This is a genomic window from Williamsia sp. 1135 (assembly GCF_002095395.1).
In the GTDB taxonomy this organism is placed as follows: Bacteria; Actinomycetota; Actinomycetes; order Mycobacteriales; family Mycobacteriaceae; genus Williamsia.
Genome location: NZ_MJEI01000098.1, coordinates 50,663 through 71,829 on the forward strand (window position 1 = coordinate 50,663; position 21,167 = coordinate 71,829).

The following is a 21,167-nucleotide window of genomic DNA, read 5'->3' on the forward strand; positions in this document are numbered from 1 at the left end:
CGAGCGCTGCTGCACCAAGGGGCGGAGCTGTCCCGAGTCTAGGATCGAGTCCATGCGATTCGGATTGTTTGTTCCTCAGGGTTGGCGTTTGGACCTGGTCGGTATCGACCCCGCAGATCAGTGGGCGGTGATGCGCGATTTCTCGGTCCGGGCGGATCAGGGATCGTGGGACTCGTTGTGGGTCTATGACCATTTCCACACAGTCCCGGCGCCGACCGAGGAGGCCACGCACGAGGCCTGGACCCTCATGTCTGCTCTCGCGGCATCGACCTCACGGATTCGGCTCGGCCAGATGTGCACGGCGATGAGTTACCGCAACCCGGCATACCTTGCCAAAGTGGCAGCGACAACAGACCTGATCTCCGGCGGGCGGGTCGAGATGGGTATCGGCGGCGGGTGGTACGAGCATGAATGGCGAGCGTACGGCTACGGATTCCCTTCGGCCGGAGAGCGTTTGGGGCGCCTCGACGAAGGTGTGCAGATCATGAAGCAGGCCTGGACCACTGGCGTTGCGACGCTTGACGGCAAGCACTACCAGGTCGATGGCGCCATCTGCCGTCCACTTCCGTTGCAGGACGGAGGTATTCCGATCTGGATCGCGGGCGGCGGAGAAAAGGTGACACTGAAGATCGCGGCGAAGTACGCGCAATACACCAACTTCGACGGCACCCCCGAGGGCTTCACTCAGAAGTCGGAGATCCTCCGTGCGCACTGCGACACGGTCGGTACCGACTTCGACGCCATCGTCCGCTCTGCCAATTACAACGTGGCCATCGGATCAACCGAGGCCGAGGTCGAGCAGCGTTTGGCGACCTTGGTGGAGCGCCTGACGCCGCATGTCGGAGCGGAGAAGGCCGAGGCGGCGCTAGGGGCGTTCCGGAACCTGCCCGGAGTCGGTACTCCGCAGCAGATCATCGACAAACTGTCGGCGCTCAAGGAGAAGGGGATGTCGTACGGAATCTTCTACTTCCCCGAGGCCGCCTACGATCTGTCGGGCATCGAACTCTTCGAGCAGGAAGTGGTGCCCGCACTGCGCTGATCGTCTCGCCGGCGAACGAGCCCGCGTCAGGCCTGGCCCCGGAACTGTTCGACCTGGCTGCGCAGTCGGGCGATGTCGTCGGCAAGGGCCGCCGCTCGCGCTTCCGTTCGCTGTGTCGCTGCCTCCTCCGAGGGCGTATCGGCCTCGGAGGAGGCGGTGTTTTCGGTGGTGAGTCCATCGATCAGACCGTCCAGTGCTGCTTCGGCCACGGCAAGCGCCTCGCGTAGTCGCTGAATCTCCGCTGCGTCCGACCCTGGTGCTGACATCACGCCAGTCTATGGGGCGTCGGTAGTTACTCTGGTCGAGCTTCGCTACGCTTCGTCGCCTTCGGTCCCGAGGTAGAACGCCGTCGTACGCATCTCGAATGCTCGGGCGAGCGCCTCGGGAGTGCCGGCGGATACCGCTGCGTCGGCCCACCGCCTACTGCTGTCGGACATGAAGTGCTGAGCCTGGTCGGTGTGCACCCACTGCGTGCTCTCCGCGGGTGCAGACGCGCCTGTCGTGAGATGGTGTGCCAGGCCCAGTAGACCGAGGTCCCAACCGATGCCGACAGAACCGGGTCCGTACTCGGTCCAGCGATCCGCGGCGACATCGGCTCCGTGCTCGATGGTCAACCGGCTGCGATCGGAGTCCAGGGACTCCAGACGAACGGTCAATTCGCTGACCTCGCCGCCGAACTCCCAGCTCAGGGTGTAACCGTGGGGCGGGTCGCAACTCTTGACAGTGCCGCCGGCGTTGCCTTCGATCTGGTACGTGCCGCCGAGTTTCAAGTCCCCGGTGACGGGTGCGAACCAGCGGGCCAGTCGGTCGGCGGTGGTGCACGCTTCCCACAGGTCATCGATATCGGTGTCGTAGCTCTGACTCAGACCCGCAACGATGCTGAACGTCCTTCCGTTGTCGGTCGTGGTCACACTGCGGGTCACTGCGTCGAGTTGCCCGTCAGCGGTGGTGGTGAGGTCCTGCTCGGTCATCTCTTCTCCTCGGGGTGAAGTCTTCGAGCTCGTTTTCCACGTGCGATCTCGGTGTCGAGGGCGGCAAGCTTCGGTGCCCAGAACCCTCGAAACTGATCGAGCCAATCGTCCACGGCGCGTAGGGGATCGGCGTCGACGGAGTACAGGCGACGAGCGCCGTCGGGCCTGACGGTCGTGAACCCGTTCTCGCGCAACAGCCGAAGATGCTGTGAGACCGCCGGCTGACTGATCCCGTACTCCTCGCAGATGACCTCACTGAGCCGGCCTGCGGGAAGCTCACCGTCGGCAAGCAACTCGAGCAGCCGCCGGCGGACGGGATCACTGAGTACATCGAACGCGTGCACAGGGCTAGTATTTCAGGGCTGGCTTATATAAGTCAACACGCAACTGATGGCCGTCTCTGAATTTGTGACAATGTCCGGGTGAGCGACATCGATCCCGATCGGCATCTCTACGGGGACCCCGACGCACCCGTCCGCATCGTCGAATACGGCGATTTCGAATGTCCGTATTGCCAAGCGGCGGCTCCGATACTCAAAAGGGTGGTGGACGAGTCGAAGGGCCGGACGTGTCTGATCTTTCGACACTTCCCACTGTTCGAGGTGCACCCGTTCGCGCTCACTGCGGCCTTGGCGGCCGAGGCGTCGGGACAACGGTTCTGGGACATGCACGACGAGCTGTTCGCCCACCAGAACCATCTCGACGACTCACACCTCGCGGAATACGCGTACCGGGCGGGGGTGGTCGATTCGGTGATCGGCCTGGCGGCACAGCCCTACAGGGCGGCGGTCGAAGCGGATTACAACAGGGGAGTCGGCGAGGGTGTCCGCGGGACCCCGAGCCTGTTCATCGACGACGTCCGGTACACCGGCGAGGTGGAGCTCGAAGCCTTACGCAGGGCCACCGGCTCTGCTTAGGCGTGCGCGGGACATCAGCGGAGGGTGGGGTCGATCCACGGCCCGACGGGCAGGCTCGGCGGGTTGTCGGCGTCGGCGAGACTGCACAACGGAAGCCGCTCACCGAGATAACGCAGTAACACCGAGCCCAGGATGGCCGCGATGGCAGAACCGGCGAGCACACCGATCTTCGCGTCCTGCTGCAGCACCGGGTCGTCGAAGGCGAGGTCGGTGATGAACAGCGAGATCGTGAATCCGATGCCGGCGAGCACCGCGCCGCCGATGAGATGTCCGTAGCGGACCTGACCCGGCAGGTATCCGAGTCCGAACTTGAGGGCCAGTCCCGCGGCGATCGAGATCCCCACACCGTTGCCGACGACCAACGCCACGATGATGCCGATCGTCACCGAAGAGCTGGAAGCCGCACTCAAGGCGTCCGCGCTCAGCACCACGCCGGCATTGGCCAGACCGAACAAGGGGACCACCACCAGTGCGCTCACGGGGTGCAAGGAGTCCTGGAGACGCTCGTTCGCGGGAACAGTCGCCCGGACCGCTGCCGACGCCAACCTCGCACGGGTGGCGTCCGCGCGTTGTATCGCGAGGCGGCCATAGGCACGAACTCGCTCGCGCTGTTCGGGTTCGACTGCCGCGGTAGGGATGATCACGCCCAGAATCACGCCGGCCAGCGTGGGATGGAGTCCCGATTCGAAGACCGCACACCACAACGCGATGCCCACCAGGATGTAGGGCCGCAGTTTCCACATGCGCGCCCAGCGCATGAACACCAGTACGGCGATCAGCACGACGACCACACCCAGGGCCGGTAGTGACACGTCATCGGTGTAGAAGATCGCCATGACGGTGATCGCGCCGATGTCGTCGACGATCGCCAGGGTCAGCAGGAACAAACGGATCTGATCGGGGCACCGAGGCCCGAACAGCGCCAAGATGCCGAGCAGGAAGGCTGTGTCGGTCGAGATCGGGATACCCCAGCCTGCGGCGGCGGGGCCCGTGGGTTGGAAGGCCAGATAGATCAGGGCGGGCAGGACTAGACCGCCGATGGCACCGAGGACGGGGACGATCACTGTGCGGCGATCGGTGAGTTCACCGACCGTGACCTCGCGGCTGATCTCCAAGCCGACCACCAAGAAAAATATGGCCATCGCGGCGTCGTTGACGATGTGCTGGAAGTCCAGCGCCGTCGACCATGAACCGATGCTGAGCACCACATCGGTGTGCCAGAACGAGTCATACTCGGCGCCGGGGACATTCGCCCACACCAAGGCCAGAACGGTCGCGGCCAGCAGCAATCCGGCGCTGCCCGACTCCTTGGAGAGGAACTGCAGCGCCCGCGGCGACACCGAGGTCCTCGACGATGTCAGCCGGGTGGTCGGCCCGGGTCCGATCGTCAGTCCAGAACCGACCGAATTCGCTGCCGGTCCGTGATCATCACTTGCCACGCCGATCATTGTGCGTCAGCGCGCGGCGTCCGGCTCGGTCAGCCCTGCGCTTCGACGGCGACCGACTGCCACTCTTCCCACGTCTGCAACCGGCTCGCGTAGTCGGCCTTCGCGATGTCGAGCGGTGCAGCACCGAAAAACACCCGCAGCGGCGGTTTCTCGGCGTCCACGACCTTCAGGATCGCGCGCCCCGACGCCTGCGGATCGCCGGGCGCGGACGTGCGCTTCTTGCGAGCTTCCGCTGCTGCCTGGTGTGCGTCGGCGTAGTCGTCCAGCGGCGTCGCGTGCTTGGCGGACGAGCCACCCCAGTCGGTGTCGAACCCGCCGGGTTCGATCAGGGTGACGTGAACCCCGAATGACTCGACCTCCAGCGACAGGGCCTGCGAGAAGCCCTCGAGGGCCCACTTGGAGGCGTGGTAGATGCCGACGTTCTGGAAGGCGCTGATGCCGCCGATCGACGACACCTGGATGATGTGGCCGCTGCGCTGTGCCCGCAGGAACGGCAGTGCCGCCTGGGTGATCCAGAGCGCGCCGAACACGTTGGTCTCGATCTGGTCGCGAGCCTCGGACTCACTGAGTTCTTCGACGAAACCGAACTGGCCATATCCGGCGTTGTTCACCACCACATCCAGGCGGCCGAAGTGCTCGTGGGCGCCGGCCACAGCTGCGAAATCGGCGTCGCGGTCGGTGACATCGAGTTCGATCGGCAGGATCGAATCGCCGTACCAGTCGACGAGGTCGGCCAGGGACGCGGTGTCACGTGCTGTCGCCGCGACCTTGTCCCCGCGTTCCAGGGCCGCAATCGCCCATTCGCGGCCGAATCCACGGGAAGTGCCGGTGATGAACCAGATCTTGTTGCTCATTGTCGATAGCCCTTTCGCAGGTGGACCGTGCCGCGGGTCGGCGGCACACAGTACTGGTCAACGCGACGGTCGTCTCGCGGCATTCCCGACGACCTTCGTTAGTGTGGCAACAGAGCGCACTTCGGCGGCAGGGAGAACTTCGAGATGGCAGACGATGGCAGCGTGGTGGAGACCACCAACGGACCGGTCCGCGGACTCGATGACGGGATCACGAAGTCGTGGCGGGGGATTCGTTATGCAGCGGCGCCGGTGGGGGAGCTGCGGTGGCGCGCCCCGGTGCGCCCCGAGCCGTGGACCGAGGTGGCTGACGCCGGCGTCTTCGGTCCGGTCGCGCCGCAGCCGAGCAACCCGGTGATCAGGCTCGGTGACGGCATCGTCCAGGACGAGGACTGTCTGAGCCTCAACGTGTCGACGGCGTCCGCGGTGGTGGCCGGGGACGCCAAACCGGTGATGGTGTGGGTGCACGGCGGCGCATACATCTTCGGGTCGTCGAGCCAGCCGCTCTACGACGCCCGGGCACTGGTGTCCGATGGCGACGTCATCGTGATCACCGTCAACTACCGGCTCGGCGCATTGGGATTCCTCGACCTGTCAGGGTTCAGCACCGACGAACACCGTTTCGACACGAACCTGGCGCTGCGCGACCTCATCCTGGCTCTGGAGTGGGTCCGGGACAATATCGCAGCGTTCGGAGGGGACCCCGACCGCGTGACCTTGTTCGGTGAGTCGGCCGGCGGGTCGATTGTCACGACCATGCTGACCATTCCCGCAGCACGAGGCCTGTTCGCTCGCGCGATAGCCCAGAGTGCGCCCGCGACATCGGTGTACGACAGTGCGCGTGCCAAGCGGGTGGCCACGACTTTTCTGGGGCTGCTCGGCCTCGAGGAGGGGGATGTCGGGACCCTCCAGGATCTGCCCGTGGACAAGATCGTCACCGCGGGTCTGACGCTGTTCAGCGACGTCCCGGCCACGGCCCCCGGGACGCTCGCATTCGCACCTACCGTCGATCGCGACCTGCTGCCCGACTATCCGCTGGCAGCGTTCCGGGCCGGACAGTCGCATCCGGTGCCGCTCATCATCGGGACGAACAAGGACGAGGCCGCGCTGTTCAAATGGATGAAGTCGCCGCTGATGCCGATCACGCCGGATGCCATCAGAGCGATGTTCACCGAGATCGCCGCAGAACAGCCCGAACTCAAACTGCCCAGCGAAGCCGAGATCGGCTCGGCCTATTCGGGTATGAAACTCAAGGCGGCCGGCCTTGCCGTCGCCCGGGACATCGGCTTCCGCATGCCGACGATCTGGCTGGCCGATGCCCACAGCGCGGTGGCGCCGGTATACCTCTACCGATTCGATTGGGCGACACCGATGTTGCGTGCACTCCGCGTCGGAGCGACTCATGCGACCGAATTGCCATATGTGTGGGGCAATCTCGTGATGGGTCGCAAGGACATCACGTTCAAACTCGGTGGACTGAAGGTGGGTAAGGCATTGTCGGCGCGCGTGCAGAACCGCTGGGTTTCCTTTGCGGTCGACGGACATCCACGCGGTCTGCCCGGGGATCCGGAATGGTTCCCCTACGAGCGCGAACAACGAGCGACCCTCGTGATCGATCGTCAGGACTCGGTGATCGACGATCTCGACCGAGATCTGCGTGAGGCGTGGGGCGATGACGTCCTGAATTTCCTGTAGCTCAGCACCTATGCTGGGCCACATGCCCCACGCCGCTGCCGACCTCACCACCGCGGCACCAGGGTCAGCGAGGCGGGTGGCGGACGTCTGGACTGATCTGGCCACCGACACGACCACGCCCGCCGACTTCTCCGTGGACATGGTCTCGGGACTGCCTGAACCGGTGGCACGGTGGCTGTTGCGCTCGATCGACGTGGGTGCTGCGCTGCGAACGTCAGTGATCGTGACCATGAGCGGACAGATCAGAATCGGCGCGTGGAGAGCTTTCGAGGCGAGGCAGATCATCGCCGCCCGCCGTGGATATATCTGGGCCGCCGTTGCTCGATTCGGCCCGCTGCCCGTTCGTGGGTTCGATCGCTACAGTGATGGCAGCGGTGAAATGCGTTGGCGTCTAGGGCGTCTGATCCCTGTTGTCACTGCAACAGGTGATGATGTGTCGCGCAGTGCCGCGGGCAGACTGGCCAGTGAGTTGATTCTGACACCGGCCGCCGCGTTGTCGCCCGGGGTCAACTGGACTGCAGTGGACGGGGACAGCGCGATGGCCGCGGTGGAGGTCGACGGCACGATCCACGACGTGACCATTCATGTCGCCGCCTCTGGAACGCTTGACTCGATCGAATTACTGCGGTGGGGCGATCCGGACCAGACCGGGTTCGGGCTTCATCGCTTCTCTGCCGTCTGCACGGGCGAACTACGCTCCGACGGGTTCGGTGTGCCCGCACACACTCGAGCGGGTTGGGGCGACCTCGAAGCGTTCATCGACTTCGACACCGAGAGGACAGTGTTCCTTTGACGTCTGCTGATTCTGCGTTGCGCGCCACAGAACCCAGGCCACCACGAAATCGGATCGACCCGCGGTCACGCTGGTATTGGCTCCTCGAGTGTCTGTTCGTGTTGACGATCACTGTGGCCGGGCTGGTCGCTCCGGCCATCATCTGGTCGGGTGTCCGCTCGGGTTTTCTGATCGCCGCGGCGATCGCCGGCGTAACTCTGCTCGGGTGGACGGTGACCATGCCGTTCCTGCGCTATCGGGTCCATCGGTGGGAAGCCAGTGGTACCGCCGTGTATGCGAAGACCGGATGGTTGTCCCGGGAGTGGAAGGTGGCGCCGCTCTCACGCATCCAGTCTGTCGAGGCCAAACGGAACCCGCTGCACCAATTGCTGGGTTTGGCACAGGTCTCGGTCACCACGGCATCAGCGCACGGCGAGATCGTCATCCAGGGTCTCGACCAGGTGGTCGCCGACGACCTCGTGGCCGAATTGACCGTGGCGACGGAAAGCACTGTCGGGGATGCGACATGAGCGGAGATCCCGCCGCGGGGTCGCTCGTTTCCCTGGCCAACCTGCCCTCCGACGTCCCGTGGCAGCGGCTCGACAGCCGGATGATCGGCGCCGCGCTCACCCGGATGCTGGTCATGGTCGGTCCAGTGGCTTTTGCATGGGTCTTTCTGGGACAGCGGGATTCGTCGGTGTCGGGCACTCTCGTCGCATTGACGGTGGTGGCCATCGCCGTACCGTGCTTTTACATCCTGCAATACGTCAGGTTTCGGTACCGGATCACCGGCACCGAACTGCAGATCACCTCAGGTCTGTTCGTCCGACGTGTCCGTAGGGTCCCGCTGCACCGGATCAGGACGGTCGACATCACCGCCAAACCGATTCTGCGGCTGTTCTCTCTGGCGATAGTCACCATCGGCACCGGACAGCAGGTGGGGGCCGGTGACTCGGGTCTGCAGCTCGATGCGGTGCGCAAGCCGGTTGCCGCTTCGCTGCGGGCCGAACTGCTTGCCGCGGCCGGAAGACAAGGCAACAGAGAATTATTCGAGGACGCAGCAGAGATACCCCTCAGTGAGGTGGAGGTGTCGTCGCCCGCGGTACTCCGGATCCGATGGGCCTGGATGGTCTATGCGATCGTCGGAGTGTGGTCGGTGGTTGCGCCCACCGCGATCTTCGGGTTCGTCTATCAGGGCATGCAGTTTCTCGGCCGCAGCCCCGATACGTACGTCGGGTGGTACTTCTCCGAGTATCTGGACCGCGTTTCCTGGGGGCTGTGGCTGCTCACCACGGTCGGTTGCTTCGTGCTGGTCGGCATCGTCGGCGCGGCAGCGGTGTTCGTCGAATCCTGGTGGAACTACACCCTTGTGCATGAGCAGCGAGGTCGGTTCGTCGCGACGCGGGGTCTGTTGACAACTCGTTCCTTCACCGTCGATCAATCCCGGCTGCGGGGCGTGACCGTGGCGGAGGCCCTGACCACCAGGGTGTTGCGCGGTGCGCGGTTGCTGCCCATCCTCACGGGCGTCAGCGCCGATCAGCAGAACAAGGAATCGGGGGTGCTGGTACCGACGACCACCCGCGACATTCCGGTGGCCCTGGCAAACACACTGCTGGGCGAGACCGTACTCTCTGCGGACAGGCTCCGAACAGGCTGGCTGCACCGGCATCCCGCGGCGGCCCTGCGGCGCATCCTGTTCCACTACGAGTCTGCGGTGGTGGTCGGGGCAGCGGGGCTCGGGGCCGCAGTGTGGTTCTGGCACTTGCCGATCGCCCTGCTGGCGATCCCGGTCCTGGCAGCTGTGCTTCTGATCCCGGCGGCGCTCGGCAACTATCGCGGCCTGGGACATCGGATCGAAGACGGTTACCTGTTCAGTCGGCGGGGATACTTCCTCCGCCGATTCGACGCCGTTCAGCTGCGCGGGGTCAGCGGGGCGTCCGTGCAGCAGTCGATCTTTCAGCGCAGGCTCGGCCTGGCGACCGTCACGGCGACCACGGCATCGGGGGAGAAGGCCTACTACGTGGTCGACGTCGGGGTCGGCGAGGCAACCCAACTCGCCGCCGCGCTCGGTGGCCGCGAGTTCCTCAGCTGATCGCCGCCGGACTACGGTCGTCGGCCGGCTCGATCGGCAACCACAGTTCGCCGGTACCCGACTGCTTGTCGTCCGAGAGCCGGACACGAACGATCTCCGGGCCTTCGACGAGTCGAAAAGGGTTGGCCGGAAACCACTCCGAATAGGCCGCCGGCCAGAGCTGCTGAAGCGACTCCGGCAGGGGGCCTGACGATTCGAAGACCACCCACAGTCCGGCGGCGACCTCGAGGGAGTCGAGGCCCTCAGGGACAGGCCGCGAGGTGGCCACCGCGTGGTAATAGTCGATTTCCGTGCCCTCGGCCCGTGTTTCATCGAAGTCAGTGCACACGGCGAGTGTTCCGGCGGGGTCCTGATCGCTCAGCTCGGCGAGGAGGTGATCGACATCGGCGGGGAAGTTGCGCTCGAAGTCGATGATCGCCGGGTTGGGGCCGGTGAACACCAGCGGCACCCGGATTCGCGAGCCGACCAGGCGGAAGGCGTCCTTCTGGACAAGGCGGTAGTGCATGTCGTTGCTCCCTTCGATGGTGAGGTGAAATGAAAGGCGTGGCTGCGAGCGCAGATGCGCGCCCGCGCGTCGTGCCTCGGCCGGGCCGACGCCGTGCATGCGCTTGAAGGCCCGGGTGAAAGCGTCGGCCGAGGTGTAGTCGTATCGGGTGGCGATGTCGATGAGGTGCTCCTCGCCGGCGACCACAGCTGCGGCCGCGACGGTCAGTCGTCGCCTGCGGATGTAGTCCGACAACGACATACCGGCGAGCGCCGAGAACACCCGTCTGAAGTGATACTCCGACGTCAGTGCCAAGCGGGCGAGCTCCGGCACGTCGATCGAGCCCGCGAGGTTGTCCTCGATGGCGTCCATTGCGCGGTTCCAACGTTCCATGCGAACCACGCTAAGAGATCAGCAGGTCCTGATGCCCGATGATCGGTGCCCGTAACTATCGGGTGTGACCTGCCGAGCGGTCAACCCTCGCGGTGTCCGAGATCAGCGACTCCAAGTACGTCGCGACACCGTCGTCGTCGTTGCTGGGCAGGACGTGATCGGCGACCGAGAGCGCGTCGACACTGGCGTTGGCCGGACACAGCGCCCGACCGGCCCAGGTGAGCATCGGGAGGTCGTTGATGGCGTCACCGCAGGCCGCGACCTCGGACCGGTCGATGTCCCAGCGAGCACATAGTCGGGCCAGGGCGGTCGCCTTGGAGACGCCGAGAGCGGCCATCTCGAGATAGGGCGCGCCCGAGTGGGTCGGCGTCACGTTCGGCATTCCCTCCGCCTGGACGCGGCGGAAGAGGACCTCGCTTGCGATGTGGGGATGTCTGGCGACGATCTTCACGATGGGCTCGTCGTCGAGCGATGTTGCATCGGAACGCTCCATCGTGCCCGGGTCGCGATGGTGATCGGTGAAAACACACAGGGCGGCATACTCGGGATCTGCGATGAACCTCGTCGGGCCGACGGTGGCGAACACGGTGCCGGGGACGAGTTCGCGGACCCGTTCGGTCGCGGCCCGGGCGACATCGAGCGTGAGTGGTTGCACGTCAACGATATTCGGTGTGCCATCGGCAAGGTCGATGAGAACCGCGCCGTTGGCGGCAACCGCGATCCCGCGGAACCCGCAGGTGGTGGCGAGGGCGTGCACCGAATGTTTGGCGCGGGCGGTCGCCCAGACCACGACGATCCCGGCGTCGGCGGCTGCGGCCATGGCTGCAGCCGTTCGCGGACTGATCGCGCGGGCGGAGTTGAGGAGCGTGCCGTCGAGGTCGGTGGCGACCAGTCGAATGTTCACATCGACCATGGTGCCAAGCTGGACGGACTTTTGCGGTACGCTTGCGTACCAATAATGGGTTACATGTTGGCCCACGGTGTAACGTGAGCACGGTCGGGTCGGTGCTGACCTGCGTGAAGGAGTGGACGTGGACCCTCTCGTATCGGCGTTCGACACGCTGCCGCAGCCACTGCGGGATCCGGTCGCGCTGGCCATCCCGTTCTTCATCCTGCTGCTTGTCATCGAGTCCGTGGCGGCCCGGGTCCTAGAGCACCGTGAGAACACAGACCGGCCAGATGACCGCGAACGACCGCGACCTGGTGCCTACCGTGGCGCAGACGCCCGGGCGAGTATCTCGATGGGGCTGGTCTCCATCGCCACCATGGCGGTGTGGAAGGGCCTCGCCCTATTGGGCTACGCAGCGCTTTTCGCCTACGTGGCGCCATGGCAGTTGCCTGCCGACCAGTGGTACACCTGGGTCATCGCGCTGGTCGGCGTGGACGTCCTCTTCTACTTTTATCACCGCACGGCACATCGGGTCCGATTGATCTGGGCAACCCACCAGGCCCACCACTCCAGCGAATACTTCAACTTCTCCACCGCTCTGCGCCAGAAGTGGAACAACAGCGGCGAGATCGTCATGTGGCTGCCTTTGCCGCTGCTCGGAGTGCCGCCATGGATGGTGTTCTTCGCGTTCTCGATCAGCCTCGTCTACCAGTTCTGGATTCACACCGAACGCATCGGGCATCTCCCTCGGCCCTTCGAGTTCGTCTTCAACACACCGTCGCATCACCGGGTCCACCACGGCCGCGACCAGGACTATCTCGACAAGAACTACGGCGGGATCCTTATCATCTGGGATCGGATCTTCGGATCATTCCAGAAAGAGCTGCAACGTCCGACCTATGGACTGACGAAGCCCGTCGACACGTTCAACATCTGGCGACTCGAGACACGCGAGTATGTGGCGATCGCCGCCGACGTCCGCAGAACACGATCGGTGAAAGACAAGATCGGCTACATCTTGGGTCCTCCCGGGTGGCAGCCTCGGCGCCGCGGTACCGGGGTCGATGTGGGTACCGCATCTGCGTCCTCAACCTGACCACGGGCCAGTATCCTCGTTGCAGGAGGCCCTGCCCATGATCCTCGAGTACATCAGATATCGCATTCCCGAGTCCGCCGCAACAGCTTTCGAAGACGCGTACCGCCGAGCCCAGGAGTGGCTTGCGACATCACCACACTGTGTCGACTTCGAGCTGTCGCGTGGCGTGGAGGAGCCCGATCGATACATCTTGCAGATTCGCTGGGACTCCCTCGACGGGCACATCGGTGGATTTCGATCGAGTCCCGAGTTTCGAGAATTCTTCTCCGAGATCCGGACGTACGTCGACGTGATCGAGGAGATGTCCCACTACGAGCCGACGAGCGTCGTCGGTGTGGGGGCGGGCACCAGCGTGCCGCCCACACTCTACGAGTGGGCCGGCGGTCAGGAGGCTCTGGAGAAACTGTTCGTACGGTTCTACGAGATCGTCCCCGCCGACGATCTGCTCGGGCCGCTGTTCGCCGGGATGGATCCGCATCACGCCCAGCACGTCGCGATGTGGGTCGGCGAGGTCTTCGGTGGGCCGTCGGACTACACCGATCACCGGGGCGGTTACGAGAACATGCTCGGCCACCACATCGACAAGGCGATCACGCCGCAGCAGCGCCGGCGGTGGGTGACCCTGTTGATCGATGCGGCAGACGAGGTCGGACTGCCGGACGACGCCGAGTTCCGGGCCGCCTTCATGAGCTACCTCGAGTGGGGGACACGCCTGGCGATGGAGAACTCACAACACGGGGCGACGCCCGTCCCGCACGCCCCGGTGCCCCGGTGGGGCTGGGGTGTGGCGCCGCCCTGGCAGGGCTGAAACCCACTGCAACGAGTGGGTTTTTCACTCAGTCGAAGAGCCGGCGGAAGACGTTGGTGTCGGCCAGGTCCATCAGTTCGTCGCCGCGTCCCGACATGATCGTCCGCAATGCGTAGAGCGTGAACCCCTTCGCCTGAGCGGCGGTCACCGTCGGCGGGATCGACAGCTCCTGACGAGCGGTGACGACGTCGATGAGGGCCGGACCGTCGTGGCTGAGGACGTCCTTGATCGCCGACTCGAGCTGGTCGGGCTCTTCGACCCGGATGGCATGGATGCCGAGCGCCTGCGCGACCTTCGAGAAATCGGGGTTGTCCAGTTCGGTACCGAAATTGACGATGCCTGCGGCTTTCATCTCGAGTTCGACGAAGTTCAATGACGAGTTGTTGAACACCACGATTTTGACGGGCAACTTGTTCTGCCGGATCGTCAGCAGCTCGCCGAGCAGCATCGCCAGTCCGCCGTCACCGGAGAACGCGATGACCTGCCGATCGGGGAACGCGGTCTGCGCGCCGATGGCGTGTGGCACCGCGTTGGCCATCGTGCCGTGCGCGAACGACCCGATGAGCCGTCGGCGTCCGTTCATCGTCAGGTACCGGGCCGCCCAGACGACGGGTGAACCCACGTCGGGGATGAAAACCGCGTCGTCCGATGCATTTTCGTCGACAAGCCGGGCGAGGTATTGGGGATGGATCGGCCGTTTGTTGCCGTCATTGGTGGCCAGCCCGTCGAGCTCGGTCCGGGCCTTGCGATAGTGCGCCACCGAGGTCTGCAGATGGCTCGAATCAGAATGCTTGGTCAGCAGCGGCAGCAACGCATCGATGGTGTCCTTGACGCCGCCGACCAACCCGATGTCGATCGGCGTACGCCGTCCGAGCTGCTCGCCCCGGATGTCGACCTGGATGATCTTCGCCTTGCTGGGGAGGAACTGCTGGTACGGGAAGTCCGTGCCCAGCATCAGGAGCGTGTCGCACTTCTCCATGGCGCGGTAGCCCGATGAGAATCCCAGCAGACCCGTCATTCCCACGTCGAAGGGATTGTCGTACTCGATGAACTCCTTGCCCCGCAACGCATGGACAACCGGTGCCTGCAGCGTGTCGGCGACGGCCAGCAGTTGCGCGTGGGCATCCTCGACCCCGGCGCCGCCGAGGATGGTCACCTTCTCCGCGGAGTTGAGAACGGCCGCCGCTTCGCGAAGTCCTTCGTCAGTCGGCCGGGTGATGCGGGGTATGTGCCGGATCGGTGCCGAGGGGCGCCGGCCTGAACTCTTCTGCAAGAAGATCTCGCCGGGTATGACCACGACGGCGACGCCGCGTTTTTCGATCGCGGTGCGCATCGCGATCTCAAGAATTCGCGGCAATTGCTCTGGGACACTGACGAGTTCGTTGTAGACGCTGCATTCGTCGAAGAGGTGTTCAGGGTGGGTTTCCTGGAAGTAGGTACTTCCGATCTCAGACGCCGGTATCTGCGCGGCGATGGCCAGGACCGGCACCCGACTGCGGTTGGCATCGAACAGGCCGTTGATGAGGTGCAGGTTGCCCGGACCGCAACTACCCGCGCAGACGGCGAGCTCCCCGGTCAGCGCGGCATCGGCTGCCGCTGCGAACGCCGCGGCCTCCTCGTGCCGGACGTGTTCCCACGTGACGGTGCCCGCCCGCCGAAGCGCATCGGTGAATCCGTTGAGTGAGTCGCCAGGCAGGCCGTAGACCCGTTTGACGCCTGAAGCGTGAATGATGTCGACGATCGTGTCCGCGATGGTGGCCATGTTTTCCACACTAGGTGCCGCGCACCGATGACCGCCCGATGATGTCCGTTTGTGCGGAGATTGTGGCGGAATCGTCTCGGTGTCGGTTCCGGCCGATACCGTGGACGGGTGCTGCTTTCAGATGTCGTGATCACGAGTTCGGCCGTCGGGGCGACGCGTTCGCGAAAGTCGAAGACAGAAGCCATCGCCGAGCTCATCCGTGGTGCCGAACCAGCCGATATAGAGCCGGTCGTGGCGTGGCTCGCGGGGGAGACGTTGCAGGGGCGACTCGGGATCGGATGGCGAACCCTGGTCGGTGCCAAGGCCACCGCCGCCGCCGAACCGACATGGACAGTCGCTGATGTCGACCAGATTCTTTCAGCACTGGCGGAAACGTCGGGTGCGGGGTCGGTGGCGCGTCGCAAAGAGTTGCTGACAGACCTCATGTCGAAGGCCACCGTCGACGAGCAGGAGTTCTTGATCCGGCTGCTCACCGGCGAGATCCGGCATGGCGCGCTCGAAGGTGTGATGACGGATGCGATAGCCAAGGCCGCCGGTCTGCCACTCGACGTGGTCCGTCGTGCGTTCATGTTGTCGGGGCGGCTCCCGGCCACGGCCTCCGCGGCGATCATCGGCGGAGCCGAAGCCTTGGCGGACTTCCAACTCGAAGTCGGTCGTCCGGTCCGTCCGATGCTGGCGTCACCGGCGACGTCACTCGCCGACGCCCACGCCGCGCTCGGAGGGGATGTCAGCGTCGAGTACAAACTCGACGGCGCGCGAATCCAGGTGCACCGCAACGGCGACGACGTCTCCATTTACACAAGGACACTGAACGACATCACCGAACGCGTTCCCGAGTTGGTCGAGCTCGTCCGCGCGCTGCCCTGCGATTCCGTCGTCCTGGACGGTGAGACCCTGGCGTTGACCGATTCAGGCAAGCCCCGCCCTTTCCAGGAGACGATGAGTCGCTTCGGCGCGAGCTCGGAACGTGAGCTCCTACTGCAGCCCTACTTCTTCGACTGCATTCACCTCGACGGCGTCGACTTGCTCGACGAGCCGCTCTCGCGACGGCTGGCGGCGCTGGACCGAGTGGCGCCGGGTCACCGCATCCCGTCGTTGCTGCGGCCGGATCTGGCAGCGACCGAGACGCACCTCGATGACGCGTTGGCGGGCGGACACGAGGGGATCATGATCAAGGCACTCGACTCGGTTTACGCGGCTGGTCGTCGCGGGAAGTCCTGGCAGAAGGTCAAACCCGAGCACACACTTGATCTGATCGTGCTCGGCGCCGAATGGGGCTACGGCAGACGCACCGGGTACCTGTCCAACCTCCACCTCGGTGCTCGCGACGCCGACGGTGGCGAACCGATCATGGTGGGCAAGACGTTCAAAGGCCTCACCGACGAGCTGCTCCGCTGGCAGACAGAAGAATTCCCGAAACACGAGCGAGCCCGCGATGATCACACCGTGTATCTGAACCCAATGCTCGTCGTCGAGATCGAACTGGACGGAGCCCAGGTCAGTACCCGGTACCCGGGCAAGGTTGCGCTGCGCTTCGCGCGGGTCCTGAGGTATCGGCCGGACAAGACACCGGCCGAGGCGGACACGCTCGATGCCGTGCGCGAACTACTTCCCTGAGCGAGCCAGCTCGATCACACGTGCCCGGGTCGTCTCGGCGCCGGCGGCGGCCTGTTCGGTGAAGGGTGCGAGCGGAGCGATCCGCCCCACGAGGGTGAGGTCGGCGGTCACGACCTCAACCGCCATCCCCAATGCTTTCCCGAAGACCTGAACCAAGGGCGGGATCGTGTAGTCGAGTCCCTCGTCCTTGGCGCCTGGCCCGTAGGTGAGGCCCCGGGACGAGATGATGATCACCGGCTTGCCCGCGAACGGCTGGTCGGGGGTGTCGAATGGGGCCGTCGTCCCGAGTACGTGGAGGTGATCGATCCATGCCTTGAGCGATGAGGGGATCGACCAGTTGTACATGGGTGCGCCGATCACCAGCACGTCGGCGGCGGTGACCTCGGCGATGAGTTCCTGCTGCCGGGCCTCGGCCTCGGGACTGGGCGACTCGGCGGGTGTCCGGAGCCGGGGCGCGTAGTGCAGACCCGCATCCGACAGATGAGGCACCGGATCGCGATGCAGGTCGCGGTAGACGACCGAGCGATCGTCGCCGGCGGCCAACCACGTCTGGGCGAACAGGCCGGTCAGTTCGCGGGAGGTCGACGATGTCGTGTCTGCGGACGAGTCGATGTGCAAGAGGGTGGGCATGCGAACCATTCTGCCCAACGCTTCATGCTGCAGCAGCGGCCAGCCTTCTCGCCGATGTGGTCCACATCAACAAAATCCCTGCCCCGAGTCCGATTCCGAGGTACAGCCAACCCAGCGGCGCCTGCGAGTTCTCCGGCAAGATACCGGCCCCGGCCATCGCGACGCTGACTATGAGATAACAACCGGCACTGATGACTCCGCCGATCAACCCCAGGTTGCGCGAGAACAAACCGAGTCCGAGGCCGTACATCTGAGGGCACAGGACACCGCATCCGGCCAGCGCCAAGCAGGCGCCGAGGGTGGTCGCCCACGCACTCGGTCCGATCGTGACGGCCGAGACCAGCAGAACCAGTGCTCCGGCGACGAATACGACCCACGCTCCGATCGCGAGTTGTCGCGGCGTGGTCCGGGCTGCCAGCGCACTGCATGCGAGCTCACCGATCAGATTCGCGCCCCCGACGATCAGCGCGACCAGTCCGTATGCGGCGGGGGAGAAATCGAGCTGCTCCTGATAGAGAAAGGGTCCGATGACACCGAACACCAGCTGTGCCGCGGCCATGAGCCCGAAAACCAGGATCAAGCTGACGAACACCCGGTTTCGTAGTGCTCCGGCGAGGACTTTGCCGGTGGCCGCGACGTCGATGCGGGCGCGGTTCCCGGCGGCAAGCGTTTCGGGAAGTGCGACGGCGACCACCAATCCGACGAGCAGTGCGAGAGCGGCGATCAGAGCGAAGATCGCGCGCCAAGACATGTACTGCACCAGAACGCCTCCGAGGGCGGGTGCGAGCACCGGAGCGAGACCCCACGCGGCGCCGAGCAGGCCGGAGATCGACGTCAACCGGCTACCGCGAAAGCAGTCGGCCGCAATGGCATACGAAAGCACCATGCACGCGCAGGCGCCGATGCCCTGCAGGAACCTGAGCCCCAGCAGCATCGGCACACTTCCTGCGACGGCGCAACCGAGGCTCGTCACGATGACGATCGCCAGGCAGGTGAGCAGAACCTTTTTCCGACCGACTGCGTCCGCGATGATTCCGACCGGAATGAGAGCGAGGCTCATACCGAGCATGTACGCGGTGACGGTGTTCTGCATCATGGCGTTCGACGAATCGAGGTCGATGACCATGTCGGGCAGAGCCGGGGTGTAGATGTCGAGCGGAATCTGGCTGAGGGGCACAACCATCAGGAGAATCGCGACGATACCCCGCGATGGCACAGCAGGAGTTGACGCGGTCACGGGCACCACCGGGGAATCGTTTGCGGACGTCGCGGTCTACCGCGACCAACGAAATCCTAAGTCGTCAGTGAGGGCCCTGCGCGGCGATCGACCGAGTCAGGGGTTGAGACTCTCGCGGAACAGCCCTTCCAACGTTTCGAAATGTCGTTCGGCGGCATCGGCTCGATAGCTCGCGGTGTCGGACATGGTGTACCCGTGCGGCGCTCCGGGATACACCTCGGAGGTGTACAGCAGTCCGGCGGTGTCGAATGTCTGCTCGAGGATCTCGATCTTGTCCGGTGGCATCGACCGGTCGTTGTCGGCGTGCCCCAGATAGAGCCGGGCCCGGGCGCGCGTCGCGACGACGTGCGGGCTGTCAGGGGAGTCGGTGACCAGATTGCCGCCATGAAACCCTGCTGCTGCCTTCACTTCATCCGGTCGAGAACCTGCGGTGCGCAGCGCCAGGCCGGCGCCCATGCAGTAGCCCGTGACACCGATGCCGTTGCCGGTCACGTCTGGGAGTTCGAGCAGGCGATCCACATATTGATGGACATCCGCAGTCGCGAGACCGGATCCGAGTGAACGGATTCGGTCCATCGCCCCGCCCATGAACTGTTCGCGGTACTCGGGGTCGCCCAGGTCGCCCTGCGGCGCCAATTCCTCAGCGCTGCCGTGCCTGTAGAACGCATTGGGGACCATGACGACGAATCCCCACCCGGCGATCCGGTCGGCCATCTCGAACAGGCGCGGCCGCAGACCCAGCGCATCCATGAAGAACAGGACACCGGGACGAGCGCTGTCATCCGGGCGGGTTATGTACGCTTCCGCGACACCGTGACCGGCCTCGATTTCGATGGTGCTGCTCAACATGAATACCAACGCTACCGCCACGGCCGGCGCCGTTGACGACGGGTCACACCGTGTCGGCCCGGACTCCCTGCGTAGTCCAGAATGCGGTGATGGCCGCGGCGGTCTCGGCCGGCCGCTCGATGGCCGGGACGACCCGTGCGCCCGGGATCGTCACCTCGCGGGCGTCGACCATCCGTTCGGCCACAGCTCGCGCCTCGTCCGGTGTCCACTCTCCGCGGTCGTCGGTGGTCACGAAAAGCGTGGGACAGGTGATCTGCTGCGCCGCCCACGAGAGGTCGGTTCGGTTGAGGATGGCGGTCTCGATGGCCCGGACCATGGCTGCCTTCGACGTCCGGCGCATCGAATCTTCCAGCAGTTCAAGGGCTCCTGGGTCGTTGGCTCGAGTGTGATCGGTGAACAGCGTGTCTTCGATCGCTCGGCGAGGCAGACCTCTGGGACCGAACAGACGATACAGCGGCGCCAGGGTCCGAACCTTGCGGCGTAGTCCTGCGTCGATGGGATGGGTCGGTGCGCTGATGGCGACCAGACTTCGGATCGCGGTGTCCTGTGTCGCTGCCAGGTGCATTCCCACATGGCCACCCCAGGCGTTGCCGACCCAGTCGACGCCCGACACGTCGAGTGCAGCGAGCAGGTCCGTGGCCGCGGCGGCGCAACCAGCGATGTCGGTTGCCCGGGCCAGTGCGTCGCTGCGTCCCGCCGACGGTGCGTCGATCAGGAACAGCGTGCGGTGGCGGGCCAATTCACCGGCGACGCGGTCCCAGCTCGTCGAGTCGACGAACATGCTGTGCCACAGAACTGCCGGGGGACCGCTGCCGACCACCCGAACATGTAGAGAGCCGAGGGAGGTGGGGATACGCAGGGTTTTGTCGACGGTGGTCATGGCGGTCACTCTCTGTTGGCGTGACTTTGAAATTACACTGTGTAAGCCCAAAAGTGGATAGAGTGATCCGATGTCCCGCCCTTATTCATCCGAACTGCGGACAGCCCGGGCGCGGGCAAACCGGCGGACGGTTGTAGACACCGCGCAGCGGATGTTCGTCGACGAGGGCTGGACGGCAACCACGATGGCGAAGGTCGCCGAGGCCTCGGGGCTGACCCGCCAAACGGTCTATCAACAGTTCGATTCCAAGTTGTCGTTGCTTGATGCCTGTATCGACAACGCGCTGTCGGACGGCAAGGCGATGCCGGTCCGGGACATGCCCGGATACCAGCAGATGGGCGTGGGGGACAGGCGCATTCGGATAAACGCAGGCGCGCGCTGGCTCTGCTCCGCGCACGAGCGGTCCGCCGAGATCCAGAACGTCCTCGACCAGGCTGCCGTCACCGACGTGGCGGCGGCCGCGAGGTTGGCGGACCGTGAGAACACCCGATGGGCAGAGGTGCACTGGGCGACATCGCTCATTCTCGGGAGCGAGCCGGCAGACGAGGTTGTCGACGGTATGTGGACGCTGACGTCGAGGCGGATCTGGCTGATGCTGGTTCGCGATCGCGGGTGGACCGCTGATCGTTGGCGGCGGTGGTTGGCCGTCCAGACGGAGGCCATCTTGACATCGGCCTGACCCCGGCGACGGTTTGATCGGACCGTGCACCTCGCCATGCGTAGTTAGGTTAGGCTTC

At 65.0% G+C, this 21,167-nt stretch carries 22 protein-coding genes; 10 read left to right on the forward strand and 12 right to left on the reverse strand.

The window, feature by feature from the left end; translation table 11 throughout:
- The first annotated feature begins 52 nt into the window (after positions 1-52).
- Entirely contained in the window at positions 53-1,039 is a 987-nt protein-coding gene (locus BFL43_RS17245) for an LLM class F420-dependent oxidoreductase (protein WP_084893729.1), read from the forward strand.
- A 26-nt stretch (positions 1,040-1,065) separates the two neighbouring features.
- Here BFL43_RS17245 and BFL43_RS17250 read toward each other — a convergent pair whose 3' ends face one another.
- From BFL43_RS17250 to BFL43_RS17260, 3 genes are read right to left on the reverse strand one after another with little or no spacing between them, the layout of a single operon-like run.
- On the reverse strand, positions 1,066-1,305 hold the full coding sequence (locus BFL43_RS17250) for a hypothetical protein (protein ID WP_084893730.1): 240 nt from the start codon (positions 1,303-1,305) through the stop codon (positions 1,066-1,068).
- A 45-nt stretch (positions 1,306-1,350) separates the two neighbouring features.
- A complete protein-coding gene (locus tag BFL43_RS17255; protein WP_084893731.1) occupies positions 1,351-2,010 on the reverse strand; it encodes an SRPBCC domain-containing protein in 660 nt (219 codons plus the stop codon).
- Positions 2,007-2,354: a metalloregulator ArsR/SmtB family transcription factor gene (locus BFL43_RS17260; RefSeq protein ID WP_084893732.1), complete on the reverse strand. Its 348-nt coding sequence runs from the start codon at positions 2,352-2,354 to the stop codon at positions 2,007-2,009. The genes BFL43_RS17255 and BFL43_RS17260 overlap by 4 nt, the downstream gene beginning before the upstream one ends.
- Before the next feature lie 78 nt (positions 2,355-2,432).
- On the opposite strand from BFL43_RS17260, the gene BFL43_RS17265 reads away from it, so the two are divergent.
- Positions 2,433-2,927 carry a DsbA family protein gene (locus BFL43_RS17265; protein WP_084893733.1) on the forward strand — a complete coding sequence of 165 codons (495 nt, stop codon included), beginning with the start codon at positions 2,433-2,435 and terminating at the stop codon, positions 2,925-2,927.
- 14 nt (positions 2,928-2,941) lie between these two features.
- Here BFL43_RS17265 and nhaA read toward each other — a convergent pair whose 3' ends face one another.
- Complete coding sequence (gene nhaA, locus BFL43_RS17270; RefSeq protein ID WP_240498324.1) at positions 2,942-4,366, reverse strand: Na+/H+ antiporter NhaA; 1,425 nt, start codon at positions 4,364-4,366, stop codon at positions 2,942-2,944.
- Positions 4,367-4,404: 38 nt separating this feature from the next.
- Positions 4,405-5,229 carry an SDR family oxidoreductase gene (locus BFL43_RS17275; protein WP_084893735.1) on the reverse strand — a complete coding sequence of 275 codons (825 nt, stop codon included), beginning with the start codon at positions 5,227-5,229 and terminating at the stop codon, positions 4,405-4,407.
- A 144-nt stretch (positions 5,230-5,373) separates the two neighbouring features.
- Here BFL43_RS17275 and BFL43_RS17280 point away from each other — a divergent pair, with 144 nt between their 5' ends.
- From BFL43_RS17280 to BFL43_RS17295, 4 genes are read left to right on the forward strand one after another with little or no spacing between them, the layout of a single operon-like run.
- Entirely contained in the window at positions 5,374-6,921 is a 1,548-nt protein-coding gene (locus BFL43_RS17280) for a carboxylesterase/lipase family protein (RefSeq protein WP_143695371.1), read from the forward strand.
- A gap of 22 nt (positions 6,922-6,943) precedes the next feature.
- A complete protein-coding gene (locus tag BFL43_RS17285) occupies positions 6,944-7,714 on the forward strand; it encodes a DUF6544 family protein (protein ID WP_143695372.1) in 771 nt (256 codons plus the stop codon).
- Positions 7,711-8,223 (forward strand): PH domain-containing protein, encoded by a 513-nt coding sequence (locus BFL43_RS17290; RefSeq protein ID WP_084893737.1) that lies wholly within the window; start codon positions 7,711-7,713, stop codon positions 8,221-8,223. Before BFL43_RS17285 ends, BFL43_RS17290 begins: the two co-directional genes overlap by 4 nt.
- Positions 8,220-9,785, forward strand: coding sequence for a PH domain-containing protein (locus BFL43_RS17295; RefSeq protein WP_084893738.1), 1,566 nt, complete (start codon positions 8,220-8,222; stop codon positions 9,783-9,785). The genes BFL43_RS17290 and BFL43_RS17295 overlap by 4 nt, the downstream gene beginning before the upstream one ends.
- Here BFL43_RS17295 and BFL43_RS17300 read toward each other — a convergent pair.
- Both BFL43_RS17300 and BFL43_RS17305 read right to left on the reverse strand, forming a co-directional pair.
- Positions 9,778-10,662: an AraC family transcriptional regulator gene (locus BFL43_RS17300; protein ID WP_084893739.1), complete on the reverse strand. Its 885-nt coding sequence runs from the start codon at positions 10,660-10,662 to the stop codon at positions 9,778-9,780. The genes BFL43_RS17295 and BFL43_RS17300 overlap by 8 nt on opposite strands.
- A gap of 55 nt (positions 10,663-10,717) precedes the next feature.
- Positions 10,718-11,566, reverse strand: a complete 849-nt coding sequence (locus BFL43_RS17305) for an HAD family hydrolase (protein ID WP_240498325.1) — start codon at positions 11,564-11,566, stop codon at positions 10,718-10,720.
- Between the two features lie 127 nt (positions 11,567-11,693).
- Between BFL43_RS17305 and BFL43_RS17310 the strand changes: the two genes are divergently transcribed.
- The gene (locus tag BFL43_RS17310; RefSeq protein WP_084893818.1) at positions 11,694-12,647 is read left to right on the forward strand and encodes a sterol desaturase family protein; all 954 of its coding nucleotides are present in this window, start codon (positions 11,694-11,696) and stop codon (positions 12,645-12,647) included.
- Between the two features lie 37 nt (positions 12,648-12,684).
- Positions 12,685-13,455: an antibiotic biosynthesis monooxygenase gene (locus BFL43_RS17315; protein WP_084893741.1), complete on the forward strand. Its 771-nt coding sequence runs from the start codon at positions 12,685-12,687 to the stop codon at positions 13,453-13,455.
- 28 nt (positions 13,456-13,483) lie between these two features.
- On the opposite strand, the gene poxB is transcribed toward BFL43_RS17315, so the two are convergent.
- Entirely contained in the window at positions 13,484-15,217 is a 1,734-nt protein-coding gene (gene poxB, locus BFL43_RS17320; RefSeq protein WP_084893742.1) for a ubiquinone-dependent pyruvate dehydrogenase, read from the reverse strand.
- Positions 15,218-15,325: 108 nt separating this feature from the next.
- Here poxB and BFL43_RS17325 point away from each other — a divergent pair, with 108 nt between their 5' ends.
- Positions 15,326-16,834 (forward strand): ATP-dependent DNA ligase, encoded by a 1,509-nt coding sequence (locus tag BFL43_RS17325; protein WP_084893743.1) that lies wholly within the window; start codon positions 15,326-15,328, stop codon positions 16,832-16,834.
- Here BFL43_RS17325 and BFL43_RS17330 read toward each other — a convergent pair.
- The 4 genes from BFL43_RS17330 to BFL43_RS17345 form a co-directional block, all read right to left on the reverse strand.
- Positions 16,823-17,464 (reverse strand): NAD(P)H-dependent oxidoreductase, encoded by a 642-nt coding sequence (locus BFL43_RS17330; RefSeq protein ID WP_084893819.1) that lies wholly within the window; start codon positions 17,462-17,464, stop codon positions 16,823-16,825. The genes BFL43_RS17325 and BFL43_RS17330 overlap by 12 nt on opposite strands.
- A 22-nt stretch (positions 17,465-17,486) precedes the next feature.
- Positions 17,487-18,701, reverse strand: a complete 1,215-nt coding sequence (locus tag BFL43_RS17335) for a multidrug effflux MFS transporter (protein WP_240498326.1) — start codon at positions 18,699-18,701, stop codon at positions 17,487-17,489.
- Positions 18,702-18,797: 96 nt separating this feature from the next.
- A complete protein-coding gene (locus BFL43_RS17340) occupies positions 18,798-19,550 on the reverse strand; it encodes a dienelactone hydrolase family protein (protein WP_084893744.1) in 753 nt (250 codons plus the stop codon).
- Positions 19,551-19,593: 43 nt separating this feature from the next.
- The gene (locus BFL43_RS17345) at positions 19,594-20,430 is read right to left on the reverse strand and encodes an alpha/beta hydrolase (protein WP_240498327.1); all 837 of its coding nucleotides are present in this window, start codon (positions 20,428-20,430) and stop codon (positions 19,594-19,596) included.
- 70 nt (positions 20,431-20,500) lie between these two features.
- On the opposite strand from BFL43_RS17345, the gene BFL43_RS17350 reads away from it, so the two are divergent.
- Positions 20,501-21,109, forward strand: coding sequence for a TetR/AcrR family transcriptional regulator (locus BFL43_RS17350; protein WP_084893745.1), 609 nt, complete (start codon positions 20,501-20,503; stop codon positions 21,107-21,109).
- Positions 21,110-21,167: the final 58 nt, after the last annotated feature.